This window comes from Qipengyuania pelagi (assembly GCF_009827295.1).
In the GTDB taxonomy this organism is placed as follows: Bacteria; Pseudomonadota; Alphaproteobacteria; order Sphingomonadales; family Sphingomonadaceae; genus Qipengyuania; species Qipengyuania pelagi.
Genome location: NZ_WTYD01000001.1, coordinates 1893551 through 1915269, shown reverse-complemented (window position 1 = coordinate 1915269; position 21719 = coordinate 1893551). Strand labels below are relative to the sequence as shown.

Annotated in this window: 17 protein-coding genes; 8 read left to right on the top strand and 9 right to left on the bottom strand. The window is 65.5% G+C overall.

What is annotated here, in order from left to right; all coding sequences use genetic code 11:
- Positions 1 to 21 precede the first annotated feature (21 nt).
- The 8 genes from GRI47_RS09385 (at position 22) to GRI47_RS09350 (ending at position 9739) form a co-directional block, all read left to right on the top strand.
- Positions 22 to 1119, top strand: coding sequence for a flagellar basal body P-ring protein FlgI (locus tag GRI47_RS09385; RefSeq protein ID WP_160661404.1), 1098 nt, complete (start codon positions 22 to 24; stop codon positions 1117 to 1119).
- On the top strand, positions 1116 to 1421 hold the full coding sequence (locus tag GRI47_RS09380) for a rod-binding protein (protein WP_160660982.1): 306 nt from the start codon (positions 1116 to 1118) through the stop codon (positions 1419 to 1421). The genes GRI47_RS09385 and GRI47_RS09380 overlap by 4 nt, the downstream gene beginning before the upstream one ends.
- A complete protein-coding gene (gene flgK / locus GRI47_RS09375; RefSeq protein ID WP_160660981.1) occupies positions 1421 to 2758 on the top strand; it encodes a flagellar hook-associated protein FlgK in 1338 nt (445 codons plus the stop codon). The genes GRI47_RS09380 and flgK overlap by 1 nt, the downstream gene beginning before the upstream one ends.
- Entirely contained in the window at positions 2755 to 3666 is a 912-nt protein-coding gene (locus GRI47_RS09370) for a flagellin N-terminal helical domain-containing protein (RefSeq protein ID WP_160660980.1), read from the top strand. Before flgK ends, GRI47_RS09370 begins: the two co-directional genes overlap by 4 nt.
- Before the next feature lie 34 nt (positions 3667 to 3700).
- Positions 3701 to 4564, top strand: coding sequence for a flagellar motor stator protein MotA (gene motA, locus GRI47_RS09365; protein ID WP_160660979.1), 864 nt, complete (start codon positions 3701 to 3703; stop codon positions 4562 to 4564).
- 1 nt (position 4565) lies between these two features.
- Positions 4566 to 5393 carry a flagellar motor protein MotB gene (locus GRI47_RS09360; protein ID WP_160660978.1) on the top strand — a complete coding sequence of 276 codons (828 nt, stop codon included), beginning with the start codon at positions 4566 to 4568 and terminating at the stop codon, positions 5391 to 5393.
- A 73-nt stretch (positions 5394 to 5466) separates the two neighbouring features.
- Positions 5467 to 6351 carry an HpcH/HpaI aldolase/citrate lyase family protein gene (locus GRI47_RS09355; protein ID WP_160660977.1) on the top strand — a complete coding sequence of 295 codons (885 nt, stop codon included), beginning with the start codon at positions 5467 to 5469 and terminating at the stop codon, positions 6349 to 6351.
- Between the two features lie 55 nt (positions 6352 to 6406).
- Positions 6407 to 9739, top strand: a complete 3333-nt coding sequence (locus GRI47_RS09350) for an amidohydrolase family protein (protein ID WP_160660976.1) — start codon at positions 6407 to 6409, stop codon at positions 9737 to 9739.
- A gap of 39 nt (positions 9740 to 9778) precedes the next feature.
- On the opposite strand, the gene GRI47_RS09345 is transcribed toward GRI47_RS09350, so the two are convergent.
- The 9 genes from GRI47_RS09345 to GRI47_RS09305 form a co-directional block, all read right to left on the bottom strand.
- Positions 9779 to 11203 (bottom strand): methyl-accepting chemotaxis protein, encoded by a 1425-nt coding sequence (locus GRI47_RS09345; protein ID WP_160660975.1) that lies wholly within the window; start codon positions 11201 to 11203, stop codon positions 9779 to 9781.
- A gap of 60 nt (positions 11204 to 11263) precedes the next feature.
- Positions 11264 to 13117 carry a methyl-accepting chemotaxis protein gene (locus tag GRI47_RS09340; protein ID WP_160660974.1) on the bottom strand — a complete coding sequence of 618 codons (1854 nt, stop codon included), beginning with the start codon at positions 13115 to 13117 and terminating at the stop codon, positions 11264 to 11266.
- Positions 13114 to 14712 (bottom strand): putative bifunctional diguanylate cyclase/phosphodiesterase, encoded by a 1599-nt coding sequence (locus GRI47_RS09335; protein ID WP_337190671.1) that lies wholly within the window; start codon positions 14710 to 14712, stop codon positions 13114 to 13116. The genes GRI47_RS09340 and GRI47_RS09335 overlap by 4 nt, the downstream gene beginning before the upstream one ends.
- Before the next feature lie 153 nt (positions 14713 to 14865).
- Positions 14866 to 15726 (bottom strand): CheR family methyltransferase, encoded by an 861-nt coding sequence (locus tag GRI47_RS09330; protein WP_160660973.1) that lies wholly within the window; start codon positions 15724 to 15726, stop codon positions 14866 to 14868.
- 1 nt (position 15727) lies between these two features.
- The gene (gene cheB / locus GRI47_RS09325; protein WP_237452660.1) at positions 15728 to 16882 is read right to left on the bottom strand and encodes a chemotaxis-specific protein-glutamate methyltransferase CheB; all 1155 of its coding nucleotides are present in this window, start codon (positions 16880 to 16882) and stop codon (positions 15728 to 15730) included.
- 22 nt (positions 16883 to 16904) lie between these two features.
- Positions 16905 to 17270, bottom strand: a complete 366-nt coding sequence (locus GRI47_RS09320; RefSeq protein WP_160660972.1) for a response regulator — start codon at positions 17268 to 17270, stop codon at positions 16905 to 16907.
- Between the two features lie 86 nt (positions 17271 to 17356).
- A complete protein-coding gene (locus GRI47_RS09315) occupies positions 17357 to 17791 on the bottom strand; it encodes a chemotaxis protein CheW (protein ID WP_160660971.1) in 435 nt (144 codons plus the stop codon).
- Complete coding sequence (locus tag GRI47_RS09310; protein ID WP_160660970.1) at positions 17788 to 20193, bottom strand: chemotaxis protein CheA; 2406 nt, start codon at positions 20191 to 20193, stop codon at positions 17788 to 17790. The genes GRI47_RS09315 and GRI47_RS09310 overlap by 4 nt, the downstream gene beginning before the upstream one ends.
- 68 nt (positions 20194 to 20261) lie before the next feature.
- A complete protein-coding gene (locus GRI47_RS09305; RefSeq protein WP_160660969.1) occupies positions 20262 to 21635 on the bottom strand; it encodes an MATE family efflux transporter in 1374 nt (457 codons plus the stop codon).
- Positions 21636 to 21719: the final 84 nt, after the last annotated feature.

The window sequence follows — 21719 nt, the reverse complement described above, 5'->3', positions numbered from 1 at the left end:
AGGCCGGAGATGAAATTCCCCATGATCCGCAAGCTCCTCCTCGTCCTCGCCGCGATCGCCGCGCTGATGCCGGTTCCTGCCATGGCGGAGCGCGTGCGCGACCTCGGCCAGTTCCATTCCGTGCGCTCGAACCAGCTGACGGGGTATGGCATTGTCGTCGGCCTCGATGGGTCGGGTGACGACAATTTCGCCTATCTGACACAGGCCATGCGCGGCGTTTCCGGGCGGTTGGGGCTGCAATTGCCCCCCGGCGTCAATCCCGCGCTGAAGAATGCGGCGGCCGTCATCATCACCGCCGAACTGCCCGCCTTTGCCAAGCCGGGCCAGCGGATCGACGTGACCGTGTCGACCATGGGCAAGGCCAAGAGCTTGCGCGGCGGGGCGCTGATCATGACCCCGCTCTACGGCGCGGACGGACAGGTCTACGCCATGGCGCAGGGCAACCTCGCCGTGGGCGGACTGGGCGTGTCGGGCCAGGACGGCTCCAAGCTGACCGTGAACGTCCCCACCGTGGGCCGTATCGCCGACGGGGCCACCGTCGAAGCCGCCGTCGCCAGCAATTTCGACTTCAGCGAGGTTCTGCGCTGGAACCTGTTCCAGGCGGACTTCATGACCATGACGCGGGTGCGCGATGCGATCAACGCCGCCTATCCGGGGATGGCGCGGATCGAGGACGGGGTGACGCTGGCGCTCGCCATGCCGACCGGAGCGGACACCCGCGCCGGGCTGATGGCCGCGATCGAGATGCTCGACGTCTCGCCCGCCGAACGCGCCGCCAAGGTCGTCATCAACAGCCGCACGGGCACGATCGTGATTTCCAGCGCCGTGCGCCTCGCGCCTGCCGCGATCAGCCATGGCAGCCTGGTGGTGCGGATCGACGAGAACCCGCAGATCGTCCAGCCTGCGCCCTTCGGGAACGGTCAGACCGCGATCCAGGACGATACGACGATCACCGCGCGCCAGGAAGGCAGCTACGTCACCGGGATCGGTCCGGGCGCCTCGCTCGCCGAGGTGGTCGACGCGCTGAACGCGCTGGGCGCCAGCCCCGCCGATCTGGTCGCGATCCTCGAAGGGTTGAAGCAGGCCGGGTCGCTGACCGCGGAACTGGTGATCATATGAGCCCGATCGGCCTCTCCCCGGCGGCGAAACCGCTGTCGACGATCGATCAGGTCAAGCCTCCCGAGGAAGGCCTGAAGGAAGCCGCGCAGGCTTTCGAGGCGATCCTCCTGCGCCAGATGCTGTCCAGCGCCCGCGCCACGGATTTCGGCGGTAACGATTTATTCGGCGGTGAAGGCGAAAAGACCTTTGCGGAAATGCGTGATTCGCAATTCGCCGATATCGTCTCGCAATCGGGACAACTTGGTTTCGCCGAAGCGATCGAGCGCCAGCTCTCCCGCTTCCTGCCCCGGGATGACGACTGATGGCATCAGACCTCCTCTCCATTGCAGTCAGCGGCGCCCGCGCGGCGCGCGGCGCGCTCGACGTGACGGCGCAGAACATCGCCAACGCGTCGAGCGACGGCTATACGCGCCGCAGCCTGCGCCTTGAGGAGGTCTCGGCTGCCGGCGGGGTGGGCCGGGTGGGCGACATCTCGCTTTCGGGCGCGCGTATTGCCGAGATCCGGCGCAATGCCGATCCGTTTCTCCAGGGCGAGGTTCGCCGCACCGGCGGCGATCTGGCCCGCGCCAATGTCGAGCTGAAGGGCCTCAGCAACATGGAAACCGCGCTCGAGCAGTCGGGCGTCTACGATGCGATGGTCGAATTCGAAGCGTCGTTGCAGCAATTGGCGGGCGATCCCGTCGATCCCGCGCGCCGTGCCGCGGTGCTGGGCGAGGCGGAAACGCTGGCCAGCAAGTTCAACATCACCGCCAACGGTTTCGATGCCGTGCGCGACGGCCTTCAATTCGATGCCGTGGCCGAGGTCAGCGAAGCCAATATCATCGGCCAGGAAATCGCACGGATCAATCTGCGCATGAACCGCGCCGGGCCGGGGTCGAGCGATCGCGCCTCGCTGCTCGACCAGCGCGATCTGATGCTGGAAAAGCTTTCGGGCCTGACGTCCGTCACCACCAGCTTCGCCGCCGACGGGACCGTGGCGGTCTCGCTCGGCGATCCGGCGCGCAGCTTCGTCAACGGTGGCACGAGCTCCCAACTGACGATCGCAACCGCCGCCGACGGAACCCTGACCTTCGATATCGACGGGCAGGATATGAAGCCGACCAGTGGCAGCTTGGGCGGGGCCAATCTCGCGCTGACCGAACTCGCCAATGTGCGCAGTCGCCTCGACAAGCTCGCCGAATCCTTCGCGACCACGCTGAACGCCGCGCAGGCAAACGGCGCCGCGCTCGACGGATCGCCTGGCCAGCCGCTGTTCTCCGGCACTACGGCGGGTACGCTGAAGGTCGTACTTCAGAGCGGAAACGGTCTCGCCACTGCGCCGGCCGGTTCGCCTGCGGGCAGCCGCGATCCCGGCAATCTCGAGGCGCTTCGCCAGGCGTTGAAGGCGGACGATCCGATCCAGGGCGTCAGCAGCCTGCTGTTCGACGTATCGAGCAAGGTCGCGGGCCGCACCGTCACGCAGAATGCGCTGGAGACCATCGCGTCGACCGCGCGCATTTCGCTCGTACAGCAATCCGGTGTCGATCTCGACGCCGAGGCGGCCAATCTCATCCGCTTCCAGCAGGCCTTCCAGGCTTCGGGCCGCGCGATGCAGACCGCCAGCGACATCTTCGACACTCTGCTGGGAATCGGCCGATGATCAATCTTAGCACCGGGGCCTTTTACGAACGCAGTGGGAGCCAGATCGGAACGCTGCGCTCGCGCGCCGAATCCCTGCAGAAGATGATCGGCAGCGGCGAGCGCTTGGAACGATCATCCGACGATCCGGTGGCTGCCGCCCGCTTGCGCACATTGGCGCGCGGCGAGCGTCTGGCCGAAGTCGACAATCGCAATTCGCAGCTCGCCCAGGCGGACCTGCAACTGACCGACCAGGCGCTCAATTCGGTTGCCGATATCGTGATCCGCGTGCGCGAACTCGCTCTCCAGGGCTCGAACCAGACCTTGAGCGACGAACAGCGCGCCGCGATCGGAACCGAGATCGATAGCCTCCAAGAGAATCTGCTGCTGCTCGCGAACGGCCGGAATGCCGCCGGCCATGCGCTGCTGGGCGGGCAGGCACGCGGAGCGGCTTACGAAAACATCAATGGCGTGGCGACCTTCGTGGGGACGAATGCGGTCGATCCGCTCGAGATCGGAGAGGGCCAGTCGGTCACGCCCGGCCTGACAGGGCCGGAGATCTTCAACTTCTCCGACGCCAACGGCCCGACCGATCTGTTCCAGGTGCTCGGCAATCTGGCGGCAGCGCTGGCCGCCGGCGGCACGGCGGCTGCCGATGCCAGCTCCGCTGCGCTCGGATCGCTCGACGTGGGGCTCGAAAAGGTCACCACCGCGCAGACCGTTATCGGTTCGCGGCTGAACTGGGTCGACCTGATGGACGAGCGGCGCGAGAAGAATTCCGAACGCGTCGCCTCCGAAAAGGGCGATGTCGGCGGGGCGGACATCGCACTCACCATGACGCGGCTTCAGGAAACGCTGACCGTGCTCGAAGCCACCCAGGCGAGTTTCGTGAAGCTCGCCAATCTTTCGCTCTTTTCCATGATCCGCTGATCGCGGTCCGTACGACAATCAGGGGGTCTCAGACGTGTTTGCAGCAGCCGGAATAGTCATTCTGCTCTTGATGGTGTTCGGCGGGTTCGCCCTGACCGGCGGTGCCCTCGGCCCCGTGATGCACGCCGTTCCGCACGAAATGCTCATTATCGGTGGCGCTGCGATCGGCGCGCTGGTGGCGGGCAATTCGATGGATTCGCTCAAAGCCATCGGGCGTTCCTTCAAGCTGATCTTCAAGGGGCCCCAGCACACCAAGCAGGATCATATCGACGCCATCGCCCTGACCAGCCAGCTCATGAAGCTGCTCAAGAACGACGGCCCCGTCGCGCTGGAAAGCCATGTCACCGAACCCGACAAGTCGACGATCTTCGGTGCCTATCCCGCGCTTCTGGCGAACAAGCCGCTGGTCGCGTTGATCTGCGATACGCTGACGCTGCTGGTCGTGTCTTCGGGCACGCTGGAAGTCCATGCGGTGGAAGAGGTCATGGACAACACCATGAAGACCCATTTCCACGAATTGCACGAGCCGCAGCACGCGCTCCAGAACCTGGCCGACGCGCTGCCCGCGCTCGGCATCGTCGCCGCCGTGCTGGGGGTGGTGAAGACCATGGGATCGATCGACCAGCCGCCCGAAATCCTCGGTGGGATGATCGGATCGGCGCTGGTCGGCACCTTCCTCGGCGTTCTGCTCGCCTACGGGATCGTCAGCCCGCTCGCGGGGCGGTTGAAGCAGGTGCTGGAACATGACGAGCAGATCTTCCACGCGGTCAAGCAGGTCATCATCGCCTCGCTCTACGGCCATCCGCAGCCGCTGGTCGTGGAATCGGCCCGTTCCGGCCTCGGCCATCACGTGCGACCGGGCCTGAACGAACTGCTCGACGCCCTCCGGGGTCGCTGACATGGCCAGCAAGGCCGCAGGGCGGAACGATCCCGCCCCCATCATCGTCAAGAAGATTACCGTCGTCGAAGGCGGGCATCACGGCGGCGCCTGGAAGGTCGCCTATGCCGATTTCGTGACCGCGATGATGGCGTTCTTCCTGCTGATGTGGCTGCTCGGTGCGACCACCGAGGACCAGCGCAAGGGCCTCGCCGACTATTTCACGCCCACTCTGGTCAAGACCAAGGAACAGAGCGCCGGGGCGGACGGTATCCTCGGCGGATCGTCGCTGACCGATGTCGACAATTATCCCCATGCCGCAGGGCAGACCGGCACCAAGACGCTGACCGTGCCGCGCGACGCGACCGGCGGGCCCAAGGAAGGCGCCGCCAAAATCAAGCGGATACAGGACCGGGCGCAGGAACGGCTGGCGAAGAAAGAGCATCTGAAGAAGCTGATGCGCCAAGTCCGCATGGTCGACACGACCGAGGGGATCAGGATCGATCTGGTGGACGATGCCGATTTCTCGATGTTCTCGCTCGGCACCACGGTTTTGACTTCGGATGCGCGCGACCTGCTCTCGCTGATCGGCGAGGTCGTGGCGCCCGAAATGGGCGAGGTCATCGTGCGCGGCCACACCGATTCGCTGAAATATCGCCAGTCCACCCAGGTCAACAATTGGTCGCTCTCGGCGGGCCGGGCCGAGGCGACGCGCCAGGCGCTGATGCGGCAGGGCGTCGCGGACGGGCGCTTCCGCCGGATCGAAGGCGTCGCGGACACCGAACCGCTGATCAAGGACGATCCGTCCGATCCGCGGAACCGGCGCATATCGATCGTGATTGCCGACTGACGACGCGGCGCGGGCTGGTCATGCAGGGTCGCGCTTGATAGCGGCGGTTCTCCCTAGTTTCACGGAGACCGCCATGCCTGCCCCTGCCGCTTCCAAGATGCGTTCATGGCTGTTTGCCCCGGGCGACAGCGCCCGCAAGATGGAAAAGGCGGCGGGCGGCGCGGCGGATATCGTCATCCTCGACCTCGAGGACGCGGTGGCGATCCCGAACAAGCCCGAAGCGCGGCGGATGGTCGCCGAATTCCTGACCGCGAACGAGCAGGATCGGGACCGCCTGTGGGTGCGGATCAATCCGCTCGATGGAGAATGGACGGCGGATGATCTCGACGCCGTCATGCCGTCGCGTCCGGGCGGGATCGTTCTCCCCAAGGCCGAGGGGCGTCATCATGTCGAACAGCTCGATGCTTTGCTTGCTGAGCGGGAACGCGCCCATGGGATCGAACCCGGCTCGACGCCCGTGATGGCGCTGGTCACCGAAACCGCGGCGGCGATGTTCACGACCGGCGACTATCGCGGTGCGCCGCGGCTCGTCGCGATGAGCTGGGGGGCGGAGGATCTGTCCGATTCGCTCGGCGCGGCGGACAGCATGAACGATGACGGCAGCTATCGCCCGGTGTTCGAACTGGCGCGCTCGCTCTGCCTGCTGGGCGCAGCGGCTGCCAGCGTCACGCCGATCGAAACGATCATGGGCGATTTCCGCGATCTCGACGGTCTCGAGAAACGCGCCCGCATGGTCAAGCGTGACGGGTATCGCGGGATGCTCGCGATCCATCCCGCGCAGGTCGAGGTGATCAACCGCGCCTTCGCGCCGAGCGAGGAGGAAATCGCAGAAGCGCGCGAGATCGTGCAATTGTTCGCGGACAATCCCGGCGCGGGCACGATCGGCTGGCGCAAGGGTATGCTCGATCGCCCACATCTCAGCCGCGCGAACCAGCTGTTGGCGCAGATCGACGAGTGACTTTGCATCTCTTCCCGCTGCGCCTAGACCGGCGGCAACCCCAGGGGAGAGAGACATGAAAACCACCGTCGCCACCGTTCTTGCCAGCCTGTTCGTCGCGCAAGCTGCCTTCGCGCAGGCGCAGCAGCCGACGCCTTCGCCCAATCCGGTCGAGGAGCAGGAGGTCGACGCCTCGCAGTCCGACGAGGAACTGCCCGCGCAGGGCACCGGCGAAGCGGTGGAGGCGGCGCCCGCCGTGCCGCAGGCCGCGCCGGGTGCGGGTGAGGAGAAGTGGGACATCACCAACCCGCGCGGTGCCACCATCCGGCAGGTTCCGATCCGCACCGACGAAGGCACCTGGATCGATGTCGATGTCTCGCCCGACGGCCGCACACTCGCCTTCGCGCTTCTCGGCGATATCTACACCATGCCGATTGCGGGCGGCAGGCCCACGCGGATCGCCGAAGGTCTCGCCTGGGAAATCCAGCCGCGCTTCTCGCCAGACGGCAGCCGGATCGCCTTCACCTCGGACCGGAACGGTGCCGACAATATCTGGGTGATGAACGCCGACGGCTCCGACAAACGGCGCGTCACGAAGGAGGATTTCCGCCTCCTCAACCAGCCGACCTGGAGCCCGGACGGGCGCTATATCGCGGCGAAGAAGCATTTCACCACCGAACGCTCGGCGGGCACGGGCGAGGTCTGGCTCTATCACATTTCGGGTGGCGGAGGCGTCGCGCTGGTCGAACGCGCGAACGAGGCCTTGCAGAAGGAATTGGGCGAGCCGGTCTATGCGCCCGATGGCAGCGCGATCTACTACACCCGCAATGTCAGCCCCGGCGCGATCTTCCAGTATGCGCAGGATTCGCAGCAGAGCCTGTTCGAGATCGAGAAATACGATCTGGCGACGGGCGAGGTGACGACGGCGGTGTCCGGCTATGGCGGATCGGTCCGCCCGCAGCCTTCGCCGGACGGGAAATACCTCTCTTTCGTGCGCCGCGATCGCGACCAGTCGCAGCTCTGGGTCAAGGACCTCTCGAGCGGTGAGGAGCGGATGATCTACGGTTCGCTCGACCTCGATCTGCAGGAAACCTGGGCGGTCTACGGGGTCTATCCCGGCATGGACTGGACGCCCGACAGCCGCGAGATCGTGTTCTGGGCGGGCGGCAAATTGCGCCGCGTCCCGGCCATGGGCGGCGAGGCGCGGGTGATCCCCTTCGTGATCGACGATACGCGCAGCGTGGCCGATGCGCCCCATCCGGTGATCCCGGTATCGCCCGACAGTTTCGAGGCCAAGATCCCGAAATTCGCGGCGCTATCCCCCGATGGGCGCCGGATCGTGTTCGAAAGCCTCGGCAAGCTCTACGTCAAACCTGCCACCGGGGGCGAGGCGCGGCGACTGACGAATGACAGCGAGGCGATCGAAGCCTGGCCCGCCTGGTCGCGCGATGGCGAGCGGCTGGCCTATGTGCGCTGGACGGACGAAGGGCTCGGCCAGATCGTCACTCTGGACGCGAACGGCCGCAACCAGCGCACCGTCACCGAAATGCGCGGCCATTACGCCGTGCCCCAGTTCTCGCCTGACGGGCGCACCATCGTGTTCGAAAAGCGCGAGGGCGGCTATCTGACCTCGCCGGAATTCTCGGAGAATGCGGGCGTCTATCGCGTCCCGGCCAATGGCGGCACGCCGCAGCTCGTCTCGCGCGGGAACAGCGTGCCGCAGTTCGGCGCGGCGAACGATCGCATCTTCATGATGGGGCGCGAGGGGGGCAATCTCCAGCTGCTCTCCACGGACATGAACGGCGAGGCGAAGCGCGTCCACGCCCAGGGCGACCTCGCCAACGATTTCCGCGTCTCGCCGACGGGCGAGCATGTCGCCTTCAAGCAGAATTACGAAGTCTTCGTCGTGCCGATCCTCCCCGGCGGCCAGGCGGTGACGGTGGGCGAGAAGGCAAGCTCGCTGCCCGTGGTCAAGGCCAGCAAGGGCGGGGCGGACTATATCGGCTGGGCCGATAACGGATCGACGGTCTACTGGTCGATGGGGCCGGTGCTGTATCGCGCCACCACCGACGCGATGTTCCGCCGGGCGCCTGCGTCCGAGGACGCGCCGAGTTTCGTGCCCCCGGAAACCGGTATCTCGCTGGCGCGCACCGTGCGCGCCGCCAAGCCGACCGGCACGGTCGCGATCACCGGTGCGCGCATCCTGACCATGGCGGGCGATGATGCGGGCGTGATCGAGAACGGGACCATCGTGATCGAGGGTGACCGGATCGCGGCGATAGGCCCGGCGGCAAGCACGCCGGTGCCGAGCGGCGCACGCACGGTCGATGCGGCGGGCCGTACCATCATGCCCGGCCTCGTCGATGCACATGCCCACGGGCCGCAGGGCGTCGGCGACCTCGTGCCGCAGCAGAACTGGTCCACGGTGCAGGAACTGGCCATGGGGGTGACGACGATCCACGATCCGTCCTCCAGCGCCAGTTCGATCTTCGCTGCGGCGGAGCGGCAGAAGGCGGGCACCTTGCTTGCCCCGCGCATCTTCTCGACCGGCGAGATCATCTACGGGGCCAAGGCACCCAGCGTCTATGCGCGGATCGACGGGTACGAGGACGCGCTCGCCCATATTCGCCGGATCAAGGCGCAGGGCGGCATCTCGGTCAAGAACTACAACCAGCCGCGCCGCGAACAGCGCCAGCAGGTTGTCGCCGCCGCGCGGGCGGAGAATATGCTGGTGGTGGCCGAGGGCGGATCGCTGTTCGGGATGGACCTGAATCTCGTCGCGGACGGCAATTCGACCCTTGAGCACAACATCCCGGTCGACGTGATGTATGACGACGTGCTGCAATTCTTCAGCCAGAGCCAGACGAACTATACGCCGACTTTGGTCGTGACCTATGGCGGGCTCGCCGCCGATCCCTATTGGCGCCAGGCGACCGACGTGTTCGACAATCCGCTGCTGGTGCACACTCCGCCGCGGATGCTGCTCGCCGAAACGGCGCGCCGCACCAAGGCGCCGGAATGGGCCTTCGTCGACGACAATTCCGCGCGCGAAGCGAAGAAGCTGGCGGAGCGGGGCGTCAAGGTGTCGATCGGGGCGCACGGCCAGCAATCGGGCATTGCCGCCCATTGGGAATTGTGGAGCTTCGTGCGCGGGGGGATGACGCCGATCCAGTCGCTGCGCGCGGGCACGATCGAATCGGCCCGTTCGTTGGGGATGGATCGCGATATCGGGTCGCTGGAGGTCGGGAAACTGGCCGATCTGGTCATCCTGACCGCCGATCCGAGCGCGGATATCCGCAATTCGGACGATATCGAGCGGGTGATGCTGGGAGGTCGTCTCTACGACGCGCGCACGATGAACGAAGTCGTCACCGGCGATGCGCGCCGCTTGCCTTACTGGTGGGAATGATCGCCGAAAACGGACGCTGACGCCACAGGCGTGGGGAGGTCAGGCGGCGTCCCGGCTTCCCTCGCTCGCCCTGATTTCCGTGATGAAGCTGTCCAGCTTGCTGCGAAGCGTGTTGGCCTGGCTTTGCAGCTCGTCGGCGGAACTGAGGACCTGGCTCGCTGCGATGCCGTGCGCGGCTGTTCTGGTTCGGACGCGATCGACATGGTCGGCCACTTCCTCCGATCCGCGCGCTGCGGTGTCGATGCTGCGCGCCAGTTCCTGGCCTGCCAGTGTCTGCTGATCGACGGCGGAGGCGATCGAGACCGCGCTCGATTCAAGCTGCTTGATCTGGTCGTTGACCGTCCGCAGCGCGGAAACGCTGGCCCCGGTCGAATCCTGAATGGCGCGGATCTGGTTCGCTATGCTGTCGGTCGCGCGGCTGGTCTGGGCGGCCAGCTCCTTGACCTCGCTTGCCACGACGGCGAAGCCGCGTCCCGCTTCGCCACTGCGTGCTGCCTCGATCGAGGCGTTGAGGGCGAGCAGATTGGTGCGCCGTGCGATCGAATGAATCAGTCCGACAATCTCTCCGATCTGATCGGCGGAGGAGAGCAGATCCGAGACGGTCTGATCGGCGTGGCCCGCCGTATCGCTCGCCTGGCGCGCCAATTCGGCGGAGCTGGCGGCCTGGCGGCTGATTTCGCCGATCGACATGGCGAATTCGTCCGATGCGGCGGCGGCTGCGGTGGTCCCGCCGCGGGCATCGCGCACCGATTGCGCGACCTTGTCGGTCTGCACGGTCGTCTCTTCGAGAGTCGCTGACATCTCCCTCGCGGTCGACTGCAATTGCGTCGATGACGCGGCGACGCTCTGGACGATTTCGCCGATCGAGGACTGGAAGCGCACCAGCAGACCCTCGACGATTTCCTGCCGGACGCTCTGGGCAAGATTGTCGGCGTCGATACGATCGCGCTCGCGCTCCGCATCGCTTTGAGCGCGAGCGGCGATACTTGCGTCAAGCTGTTCGCGCGAGACGCGAAAGGCTTCCAGCGATCGTGCAATGTCGCCGATGAGGTCGGCTCGTTCGGTATGCCAGGGGCGAACATCCGCTTCGCCCTTCGCCATGCGCGCAAGATCGTTGGACAGGTCTTCGATCGGCGCGATGATGCGCTGTTCGATGAAACGCAGCGCCGTGAACCCCAGAATGCAGGCAGTCGTGGCCAGGATCAATATGAGGGGCGGGGCGAAGGCGGCGATCGCGGGACTGTTCAACCCCAGAAGGCCGACCAGCGCCACACTGACGACCCCGCCGAGCGTGAAGAGCGACGCGATCCTCGCCTGGGCGACGAGAGACTGGCGCATGAACCAGGCAGACAGGGCCGTTTCTTCCTGCGCAAGACTGTCTACGCGCGGATGCGAAATATCAGCCGCAACCGGACCTTCCTCGACATGCTCCGAGGGCGCGGTGAAGGTAGAATAGGCATTCATAAGCGCATGTTTCCCTGCCCCAAATTACGTATTTTGCTAAGGCGATATGGTTAAGATTTCCTATCCGGCGCGAATATGCGCCAGGAAGTCGTCTACCTTGCCGCTCAGCATATCCGCCTGGCCTTCGAGGTCGTTGGCCGATGCTAGGACCTGGGCGGCGGCATTGCCGGTCGCCAGCGATGTTTCCCTGACTTCGCCGACGAGCTCCGAAACCGCATCGGTCCCGCGCGCGGCGATATCGATGCTGCGCGCCAATTCCTGTCCGGCACGGGTCTGCTGATCGACCGCGCTGGCGATGGAGACGGCGCTGGTCTCCAACTGGGCGACCTGCGCGCCGATCGATCTGAGCGCGGTGACGCTGGCGCCCGTGCTGTCCTGCATCGCGCGGATCTGGTCGGCGATATCGCGGGTCGCGCGGCTCGTCTGGTTGGCCAGGTCCTTGACCTCGCTGGCGACGACGGCGAACCCGCGTCCGGCCTCACCTCCGCGCGCCGCCTCGATCGAGGCGTTGAGCGCGAGAAGATTGGTGCGCCGCGCGATCGACTGGATCAATTCGACGACTTGGCCGACCTGTTCGGCGGAAGCCGACAAGTCCGACATCGTCCCATCCGCCTGTTTGGCGGCGCGGGTGGCTTGGCGGGCGAGTTCCGCAGACTGGGCGGCCTGGTGCCCGATCTCGCCGATGGAAAGCGCGAATTCATCGGACGCAGCAGCGGCGGCGACGACGCCGCTGGCGGCGCGGTCCATTTCCCCGACGACCTCCCCGGTCCGATCGGTCGAGCGGTCGGCGGCGCTGGCCATGTGATTGGCGGTGGTCTGCAACTGATCGACCGCGGCGGAGACGCTGCCGACGACATGGCCGACAGTTGATTCGAAGGTCCGCGCAAGGTCGAGCAGGGCCCGCTCCTTCTGTTTGCGCCCATCTTCGCGCTCGCGCTCCATTGCGGCGCGTTCGACCAGTTCGTTCCGGGCGCGGACTGCCTCGGCGTCTCTCGCGGCCTCGAACTTCTTCGCCGCGCGGGCGAACAATTGCATCGCGCGGGCCATCTGTCCGATTTCGTCCTTGCGACGCAGGCCCGGAATATGGACGGTCAGATTGCCCTTCGACAGTTCGAGACCGCTGTCTGTCAAGCGCTTCAGCGTTCCAGACATGTCGGCGATGATCGAGCGGGAGGTCGCGAAGATCAGAGCGACCGCAATCGCTACGATGATCGCAAATCCGATCAAAAGCCATCGGACGACGTCAGATGATCGCTGGTTGTTTTCCGCTCCGATCGCGGCGAGCCCCGAACTTATCGCTTCGGCCCGGTCGATCAGATCCTCCCCGCTAAGGAAGTTCGCTTCGACGAGATCCTGGGTTCGGGCGCCCGTTCCGTGTTGTGCGTATGCGGCGGAAACGGCGCGCAGACTGGCCTGATAGTCGGCAATTCGTTCATCGAGGCTTGCGATTGCGGGAAGCTGCGCGGCGGCATACCGCTTCGCGCTATCGTCGAGCCCGACCAGATTTACGTGGGCATTCTCCAGGGCGGCGTGCGCGCGATCCATGTCCGCCTGCGCGCCCTTGAGCGCGAGGCGCTGACCAAACAGGCGGGCGCGTTCGACGTCGGTCACGATCCGGGCCGAGTGAAGCTGCGCATCCGCGATCGCCATCCGGGTTTCGCGCATGTCGAGAGCTATCGTCGCGGCGACGATCATCGTTGCGATGGTCAGCATGATCGCTGTGACGCTGGCCAAGGTCAGCCGACCGATCTTCTGCGCGACAGTCAGGCGCCGGTAACGGTCTTTCAGCGCTCCCTTGAGACGCGCGATAAATTTCGTCGCGGTCCGATCGCCATCGCGCGACGAGAGTTCGACCGGGGCGGGCGCGCCCTTTTCGGCGACCAGATCGCCAGTAATATCGGCAAGCGCGCTCATGCTACTTTGCTTTCAGGTTCATCGATGGAGTCCGGGAGACTATCGAGGACATAGGCGTCCGCGAACTGGGCGACCTTGTCGAGATGCTGGGGGATCGCTTCGGCGGGCATCGCCTTGAAATAGAGCCAGCCCTGGATCTGGTCGCAGCCAGCGGCGCGGACCATTGCGGCCTGTTCGCGGGTTTCGACGCCTTCCGCCGTCACATCCATCTTCATCGCGCGCGCGACCGTGATCGAGGACAGCATCATCGCGCGGCTTCCGTCATCGGTATCGGCCTGGGTGACGAGGCTGCGATCGATCTTGAGCTTTTCGAAGCGGAAGCGGCGCAGGAACCCGATCGAGGCGTAGCCGGTGCCGAAATCGTCCAGCACCACGCTGACGCCGAAGCCCCTGATCACCGACAGGCAGCGTTCGGCGACCACCGGATTGATGACGAGACAGTTCTCGGTGATCTCCAGCTCCAGCCGTTCGGGCGCGAAGCCGGTCTCTTCGAGGATATGACCCAGCTGGATCGGAAATTCCGGGTTCTTCAGCTGCACCGGCGACAGGTTGACCGACAGTTTGATGCCATTCCAGTCGAGCGCATCGACGCAGGCACGGCGCAGCGCCCAGAGACCAAGGGGATCGATCAGCCCGGATTGTTCGGCGACGGATACGAAGCGACTGGTCTCGATCCGTTCGCCATCGGGCCTGTTCCAGCGCAGCAGCGCCTCGACCCCGACGATCCGCTGGGTGTCGCAATCGACCAGGGGTTGGTAGTTCAACTGGAACTGCTCGCGCGCGAGGGCGCTGCGCAATTCCTCTTCCATCACCCGCGTTTCCTCGCGAGAGATGTCGGACTGGATATCGAACCAGCTGCAGCGAGCCTTTCCGCTGCACTTCGATTCGAACAGGGCGACGTCGGCGCGACGCAGCAATTCGGAACTGGAATGATCGCCGTTCGCACTCATGCGCGCCAAACCAATGCTTGCCCCGACGGTGAGACGCATTCCATCGACATGAACCGGCTTCGACATCCGGTCGACGATCTTGCGGGCCATGCCCTCGATCAGGGTCGCGGCCAGCGGACCAGCCTTCACCAGAGCGAATTCGTCACCACCCAGGCGATAGATCCGTGCCTCTTCGCCGCACAACTCGCCGAAGATTCCGGCGGCTGCGCAAAGCAGCTTGTCGCCGACGGCATGGCCGTGGCGGTCGTTTACGCTCAGAAACCCGTCGAGATCGATGAGCGCGAGGGCGATCTCTTCCGATCCGCTGGCATTGGCCGCGATGGCCGGATAGTCGGAATGCAGCCCCGCGCGGTTGGCAAGGCCGGTCAGCGTATCGCGCAGTGCGAAGCGTTCGAGCTTGCGGGCGTGCCGCAGCGACAGCGTAGCGAGGGCGATCAGGATCAGGGCCTGGACGATCCCGCCGCCCACGAGGATCCATCCGGGCACGCCCGCTCCGGGCGTAAGCGCAGCCGAAACGGCATAGGCGAGGGCGATCGCGATCGACAGTAGGGCGATACAGACGAGCGGCAGGAACGAGATGAGCGCACGGGCAACCGACCGTCCGGCCGGTGTCACGCCCGCTGATCTCTCCTGCAAGCTGCTCACGCGAATCCTCGTTCCGCCAAGCCGCGGAACGCGACCGGCGCCAGCTGTATGGGATCAGGCGCTAAGAAGCCGTTAAGCGGCGATTTACCGTGAAGACGAGCGTGCGAGACGCGCTCGGCGACCGTGTTGCCGGATCGTCGCGCCATTGCGGCGTCAGCCGACCTTCGTGGCACGCGCGCACTCCCTGGACACGGGCGCCGCAGCGCGGCGATAGAGGGCCGGTCCCTCGTCGGAGGTCTCGAACAGGGGCGTCTGGCCGAGCACGGTCTCGCCCGATCCGAGCATCAGCCATCCATCGAGCGCCATGCCCTGCGCCAGCCGCGCAAAGCCTTCGGCGCGCTTGGGCGCATCGAAATAGAGCATGACATTGCGGCACAGCACCAGATCGAAGCCGTGCGTGGCGGGCGGCGCGGAAAAGAGACTGGCTTGCCTGAAGCGGGTCAACGCCCGCAATTCGGGTTTGGCCTGCCATCCCGTCGCGACCTCGTCGAAATGGCGGAGCATCCGGTGGATATCCATTCCCCGCTGGATCTCGAATTGCGAATAGAGCCCGCTTTGGGCGACGCTGATCGCCTTGTGCGATATGTCGGTGCCGACGATCTCGATCGTCCAGTCACGCCAGCGATCGGGATCGTCCGCGAAGAGCATGGCGAGTGAAAGGGCTTCCTGCCCGGTCGAACATCCCGCCGACCAGATCGCGATGCGCCTGGTAGCCTTCCGGCGCTGGAAAATATCGGGGAGGACGGTTTCAGCCAAGCGATCGAAGAAAGCCGTGTCGCGGAAGAAATACGTCTCGTTGTTGAGCAGCGCTTCTACCACTTCGGTGGCAAGATCGCGCGCATCGGGTGCGGCCAGAAGGCAAACCAGCTGATCGACGTTGGAAATGCCGCGCGCACGGAACAGACCGGCGAGGGCCGAGGGCACCCGCCACATGCGCGCTTCGGACAGGTGCTGTCCGGTACGGGCGCGCAGGAGATCGGCAACGATGCGGTGCGATGCGTCCACGCCTGCCATGTCAGTTCTGCTCGGCAGGAGCCCGGACCGATTGAGCGATGGCATCGGCGAGCCCCATGGGCGTGGTGACCGCGCGTGCGAGGCCAGCTTCGCTGATGGCGCGGGGCATGCCCCAGACCGCACAGCTTTCCTCGTCCTGGGCATACAGGCTGCCTCCGGCGCGGGCGATCGCCTCGGCGCCGCTGGTGCCGTCGCGGCCCATGCCGGACAGGAGGACGGCGGCGGCATGGCCCCCATAGACCTCGGCGACGCTCTCGAACATCGGGTCGACGGAGGGGAGGCAGCCATTCGCAGTGCGATCATGCGCGAGGCCGGTCACGACACCGCTCCCCGCTGCGGAGGCGGGGCCGATCCGTTTGACGATCATATGCGCCGTGCCGGGCGCGATCACGATCCTGTTGCGGCGGATGGAGGTGCCGTCTTCGGCCAGAACCGCCTCGCGTCCGGCAGCCAGTTCCATCTGGCGCGCGAAAACCGGCACGAAGCTTTCGGGAAGGTGCTGCGTGATCAGGATCGGCAGGTCGAAATCGTGCGGCAAACGGCGCAGGAAGAGGTTCAGGGCGTGGATCCCACCCGTCGACGCACCGATGGCCACGATCTGTGGTGCAAGCGCTTCATGGGGCGCAGCGGGCTTCGCTTCCGATACGGCGCTCGCCTCGGCTTGAAGGCTAGGTCCTTCGGGATGGACATCGCATCCGCCAAGAGCCCTGATCTTCGTCAGCAGCGCGTCGCGATAGGCATCGTTGAATCCGCCGGGACGCGGTTTCAGCATGGTGTCGGCGGCACCGATCGAAAGAGCGGTGAGCGTGTGTTCGGCGCCGTCCTCAGTCAGCGAGGAAACGACGAGAACCTGCGCCGGCCTTGCCGCTTCGAGCAGCTTCGGCAGCGCTTCGAGGCCGCCCATGCCCGGCATTTCCAAATCGAGAAGGATGACGTCGACCTGCGTGGTCCTGAGCGCGAACAGCGCCTTTTCCGCCGTGCCCGCCTCGGCGACGACAGCCAGATCGTCCTCCTTGTCGATCATGCGCGAGAAGACGGTGCGAACCGTCAGCGAATCGTCGACCAGCATCACGCGCACCGTATCTTCGGTCACGCGCTTGGGCGCGCGAGCGGGGCGAGAGAAGGCGGGCGTGGTGGAGGGCAGAATGGCGGCCATCTCGAATCCTTTGCGCGAGTGTTCAGGCCATGCCGACGAGCTGGAGCTTGATCTGCAATGTTTCGTGGTCGAACGGCTTCATCACATATTCGTCCGCCCCGGCGCTGATCGCCTCGCGGATATGCGCGACGTCGTTTTCCGTGGTGCAGAAGACGACCTTGGGCTTGTCGCCTCCGGGCACCTGACGCAGCTGGACGATGAATTCGATCCCGGTCATGACCGGCATGTTCCAGTCGAGCAGGATCACATCGGGCATCGCCTCGGCGCATTTGTCCAGCCCGAGCTGGCCATTTTCCGCCTCTTCGACCGTGAAATCGAGCGATTCGAGGATATGTCGCGACACTTTGCGTATTACGCGCGAATCGTCGACGACCAGACAGGTTCTCATTGCAGGCGCCCTTGTATTTGCATGGTTTTACCATCTGACTTCGTTGTCATTTCGATCGTTCCTAGCACCGAAGCGTAAGCATTGTTTTAAGCCGCCTCAGGTTTGTCGAGGCCGAGCAGGGCCGGGATGTCGAGGATGATGGCGGGGCCTCGCGGCGTTTCCACCATCCCGACGGCGGCATTGGCCCATTGTGGGCCGAATCCCCCGCGAAGCTGCTGGATCTCGCCCTCGATCTCTTCGACGTCGGAAGCATCGTCGACCACGAGCGCATAGAGATGCCCGCCCTCGGCGATGACGGCGGCCCGACTGCCGACCGGATCGCCCGCGCTTTCGAAACCCAGTGCGACGCGGCAATCGATCACGGTCAGCGCCTGGCTGCGAAGGGCGGTCAGACCCGCGATCCAGGGCGCGGTTCCCGGAATCGGCTCGATGGCGTCGATTTCGATGACGGATCGGATCGCATGGGCGGGGATCGCAGCCTGTCGGCCCGCGATCGTGCACAGGAGCATCAGGCGTTTCATGCGGCATTCTCCCGGCGCAGCCTGGCAAGCGCGGCCACCAGGGCCTCGCGATCGTAACGGTAGATCGATGTGTCCGAAGCGTCTCTGGGGTCGCGATGGCTGCGCAGATGGAGCAGCGGGGTCTTCCTCTCGCCCGACGGCTCTGCATGGCCGTCGATTACGATGCTCAGATCGCTTTCGTCCTCCTCGCCGCGCAGGACCGTATAGCCCGCCGCGATCACCAGCGGTTCCAGGATCTTGCGCGCCCATTCGCTGTCTTCGGGCAGGCGGCAGGTCGGGCTGATGGTGTCGGTGACCGCGTCGGTGTCGGGCCGGTCATGTCGCGCAAACAGAGTATGCCCGTCGATCAGCGGGATCGGGTGGCCTTCGACCAGCGCGATCCCCTCATATTCGCTCTCCGCATCGGGCGCGCGCAGGTTTTCCGGCAAGTCGATCGCGTCGAGGACTTCGGCGACGATCAGCGCCAGCTCGCTGACCCCGTCCGACAGGCGCAGCAGACGGCAATCGCCTTCGGGAAGTTCGCTGCCTTCATGGCCGACGAGGGTGATCAGCCGATCGTCGATCACGACCTGGGCGCGATCGCCTTCGATATCGATGGCGCTGCGCTGGATCGTCTCGATGCGACGCACCAGGCCGAGCCGCACGGCCCGACGGCGTCCGTCGAGCCCTCGATAGAGCATGGCGTGGATCGTCGCTTGTGACGATCCGCCGCTTGTCGCACCTCCAACGGTCTCGCCACGGTCCGAGCGGCTGCGAGGTTGTTCGACGAGACCGAATTTGGCCGCGATGCTCGGCATATCGAGCAGCATCATCGGCCGTCCGTCATCCAGCAGGGTGGTTCCGGCATACAGCCCCGTCGCCACGATGGCGGGCGCGATCGGCTTGACCACCACATCCTCGTGATCGAGCACCTGATCGACGCCGAGAGCGAAGACGTCGCCGGTGGCGAGGCGTATCACGAGCAGTTTCTTGCGGCCCCAGTCGAGAGGCGCCGACGATGCGCCGAACAGGACGTCCTCGAGCGCGATGCAGGGGATCCGGCGGCCGCGATAGGTGAACATCTGGCTTTCGCCTGCCCGCGCCAATTCCTCCATATGCGTGCGCGCGAACGCGATCTCGTCGGCGAAGGAGCGGGGCAGGGCGAAGATCTGCCCCCTCGTCTCGACCGTCAAAGCGGACATCATGGACAGGGTCAGCGGCAGTTTGAGATAGAAGGACGTGCCATCCTTTGGCGTGCTGGCGACCTCGATCGATCCGCCGATCTTCAGGATGTTGGCGCGCACCACGTCCATGCCCACGCCGCGCCCCGAAACCGCGCTGACCTGATCGGCCGTCGAAAGGCCGGGTTCGAAGATGAGATCGAGCTTGGCGCGCTCGTCCATCGCCGCGATCTCCTGCGGCGTGCGCACGCCCGCTTCCACCGCCTTGGCCGCGAGGCGTTCGGTGTCGATCCCGTTGCCGTCGTCGGAAATGACGAGTGAGATCTGATTGCCCGACTGGCGCGCGGCGAAGCGCAGGAGACCGATTTCGCGCTTGCCCGCCATCTGGCGGTCGACCGGTTTCTCGATGCCGTGATCGATGGCGTTGCGCACGATATGGGTCAGCGGATCGCGCACCATTTCGACCATTTCGCGGTCGAGCTCGACATCGCCGCCTTCGAAGTCGACCATGACCTGCTTGCCGAGATCGTTGGATAGGTCGCGCACGAGGCGGGGGAAGGAGCCGAACAGATGTTCGAGGCGCTGCATCCGCATTCGCGTGGTGGAGTCGCGCACCCCGGCGAGGATGGCGGAAAGCCGTTCGAACGGCCCATCGAGCGTGGGCTGATTGCCCGTTTCGCGCAGTCGCCGCGCTAGATCGTTACGGGCCAGCACCAGATCGGAGACCCCCTTCATGACCTCGTCGAGTAGTTCGACCGGAAGGCGGATCGAGCGCTGGATAGCCTGCGTTGGCTGGGAGGTGGGCCGGTCCTTTGGAGCGTCCCCGGACGTCTCGGCAGCCGGAGCTTGGCTGGCGGGTGCCTCTCCCTCCGATTCGCCCTCTTCGAGCGCCGCGATCAGCGCATCGTCGCCGCCTTCTGGAAACTCACCACCCGCTTCGATCGCATCGGTCATCTCGCCGATCCGGTCGATGATGGCGAGCACGGCCGACACGAGCGCATTGTCGGGCTGGCGACGGCCTGCGCGCACTTCGGCCAGGGCATCTTCGGCCGCATGGCTCAGCCGCTCGAGGCGCGGGAAATCGAAGAAGCCGCAATTGCCCTTCACCGTGTGGACAAAACGGAAGATGGTATCAAGACGCGCGCGATCGGAAGGGTCGGCCTCCCAGGCGACGATCTCGCCGCCGCTGGCCTCCAGCATTTCGCGGGTTTCGGCGACGAAGTCCGCCAGAAGATCGTCCATTGCGCAGCATGCCCCTCTTGGTAGGGCTGCCTCTATGCCTGTCGATGGTTAACGAAGCGTAAGGGCGCTCAGGCCGGCCTGGCGCTCCCCTCTCCTTTGTCGCGCAGCACGCGCCAGCCGATATAGGCGCCGAGTGCTCCACCGGCGAGATTGGCGACCAGTTCGGCGGCATAGATCGCGTCCGCGCCCCACGATCCGCGCAGCAGCCAGGCAAAGGGCATCATCACGAGGAAAACGCGCGCGAAGCTCTGGAGCAGCGCAAGGCTCGCTTTGTCGACCGCGTTGAGGACACCATTGGCGGTTATCAGCAGGCCGAACCCGGCATAGCCCCAGACCGCGATCCTCAGATATGCATCGAACTGGGCGACGACTGCCGGATCGTCGCTGAACAGGCTGGCGAAGCGTTCGCCGAACCCGAACAGGACGAGGGCAATGGCAAGGCCATACACAACGCAGAAGCCAAATGCCCAGCGCACCGCGCGGCGCGCCCGTTCGTATTGCGATGCGCCCCAATTCTGCCCGACGATCGCTCCGATCGACCCCGACAAAGCGAGGAGGGGCACCGTGGCGAAGCTCTGCAAGCGTCCCGCTGCGCCGAACCCGGCCACCGCCGCCTGCCCCTCGATCGCGACGAGCGCGGTGAGGACCGACAGGCCGATGGGATTGATGGAGTTGGAGAACGCTGCGGGCGCGGCAACCCGCGCGATCGCGCCAAGGGGTGCGCCGATGCTGCCTTCGCGAATGAGCGCGGGGTTGAAGGGCAGGTCGGTCTTGCGGATGAGATAGAGGCCGAGCACGATCGCGATGGCCCAGCCGGTCAACGTCGCATAGGTCGCACCGACGATGCCGAACCCCTCGACGCCAAAAGCGCCGGTTATCAGGATCGGATCGAGCACCCAGTTCGCCGCCGCATAGCAGATCGAGATGTAGCTGGTCTTGCGCGCCTCGCCCTGGCCGCGCAGCGTCCCGTTGATCCCCATGATCGCCATCAAAAGCGGGAAGCCCAGCGCGAAGGGCTGCATATAGGCGCGGATATAGGGGAGTGTCGCCGCGTCGGCGTTCATCAAAGCGAACAGCGGACCGAGCAGGGCGAACAGCGCCAGGCCCAGGATCACGCCCACGCAGACCGCGAACACCATGCCGAAATTGGCTCGCCGTGCCGCTTTGTCCCAATCCCCTTCGCCCAGCGCGCGCGCGACCACCGAATTGATGCCCACCATCACGCCCACGCCCATGCTGGTGAGCGCGACGCTGATGGGGAAGATAAAGGAAATCGCCGCGAGTTCGGTCCGGCCCAGCTGGCCGATGAAATAGGCGTCGACCAGTCCGATCGACATGATCGCCGCGACCCCGATGATCATCGGGGTGGTCTGGGTGACGAGATGGCCCCGAATGCTGCCGCGCGTCAGCTTGCCGCGCGTGTCTTGGGCCGTATCGCTCATGCTGGGCGCCTAGCCGGGGCCAGGGAGATAGGGAAGCGGCGATCTTGCCCGATGGGCACGCGCCGTGCGAAAGCAACAAGGGCA

Excerpts from the sequence above, each read along its gene's own strand:
- GRI47_RS09385 (WP_160661404.1), top strand. The coding sequence starts at position 22 with ATGATCCGCAAGCTCCTCCTCGTCCTCGCCGCGATCGCCGCGCTGATG.
- GRI47_RS09380 (WP_160660982.1), top strand. The coding sequence starts at position 1,116 with ATGAGCCCGATCGGCCTCTCCCCGGCGGCGAAACCGCTGTCGACGATC.
- flgK (WP_160660981.1), top strand. The coding sequence starts at position 1,421 with ATGGCATCAGACCTCCTCTCCATTGCAGTCAGCGGCGCCCGCGCGGCG.
- GRI47_RS09370 (WP_160660980.1), top strand. The coding sequence starts at position 2,755 with ATGATCAATCTTAGCACCGGGGCCTTTTACGAACGCAGTGGGAGCCAG.
- GRI47_RS09360 (WP_160660978.1), top strand. The coding sequence starts at position 4,566 with ATGGCCAGCAAGGCCGCAGGGCGGAACGATCCCGCCCCCATCATCGTC.
- GRI47_RS09355 (WP_160660977.1), top strand. The coding sequence starts at position 5,467 with ATGCCTGCCCCTGCCGCTTCCAAGATGCGTTCATGGCTGTTTGCCCCG.
- GRI47_RS09350 (WP_160660976.1), top strand. The coding sequence starts at position 6,407 with ATGAAAACCACCGTCGCCACCGTTCTTGCCAGCCTGTTCGTCGCGCAA.
- GRI47_RS09345 (WP_160660975.1), bottom strand. The coding sequence starts at position 11,203 with ATGAATGCCTATTCTACCTTCACCGCGCCCTCGGAGCATGTCGAGGAA.
- GRI47_RS09340 (WP_160660974.1), bottom strand. The coding sequence starts at position 13,117 with ATGAGCGCGCTTGCCGATATTACTGGCGATCTGGTCGCCGAAAAGGGC.
- GRI47_RS09330 (WP_160660973.1), bottom strand. The coding sequence starts at position 15,726 with ATGGCAGGCGTGGACGCATCGCACCGCATCGTTGCCGATCTCCTGCGC.
- cheB (WP_237452660.1), bottom strand. The coding sequence starts at position 16,882 with ATGGCCGCCATTCTGCCCTCCACCACGCCCGCCTTCTCTCGCCCCGCT.
- GRI47_RS09320 (WP_160660972.1), bottom strand. The coding sequence starts at position 17,270 with ATGAGAACCTGTCTGGTCGTCGACGATTCGCGCGTAATACGCAAAGTG.
- GRI47_RS09315 (WP_160660971.1), bottom strand. The coding sequence starts at position 17,791 with ATGAAACGCCTGATGCTCCTGTGCACGATCGCGGGCCGACAGGCTGCG.
- GRI47_RS09310 (WP_160660970.1), bottom strand. The coding sequence starts at position 20,193 with ATGGACGATCTTCTGGCGGACTTCGTCGCCGAAACCCGCGAAATGCTG.
- GRI47_RS09305 (WP_160660969.1), bottom strand. The coding sequence starts at position 21,635 with ATGAGCGATACGGCCCAAGACACGCGCGGCAAGCTGACGCGCGGCAGC.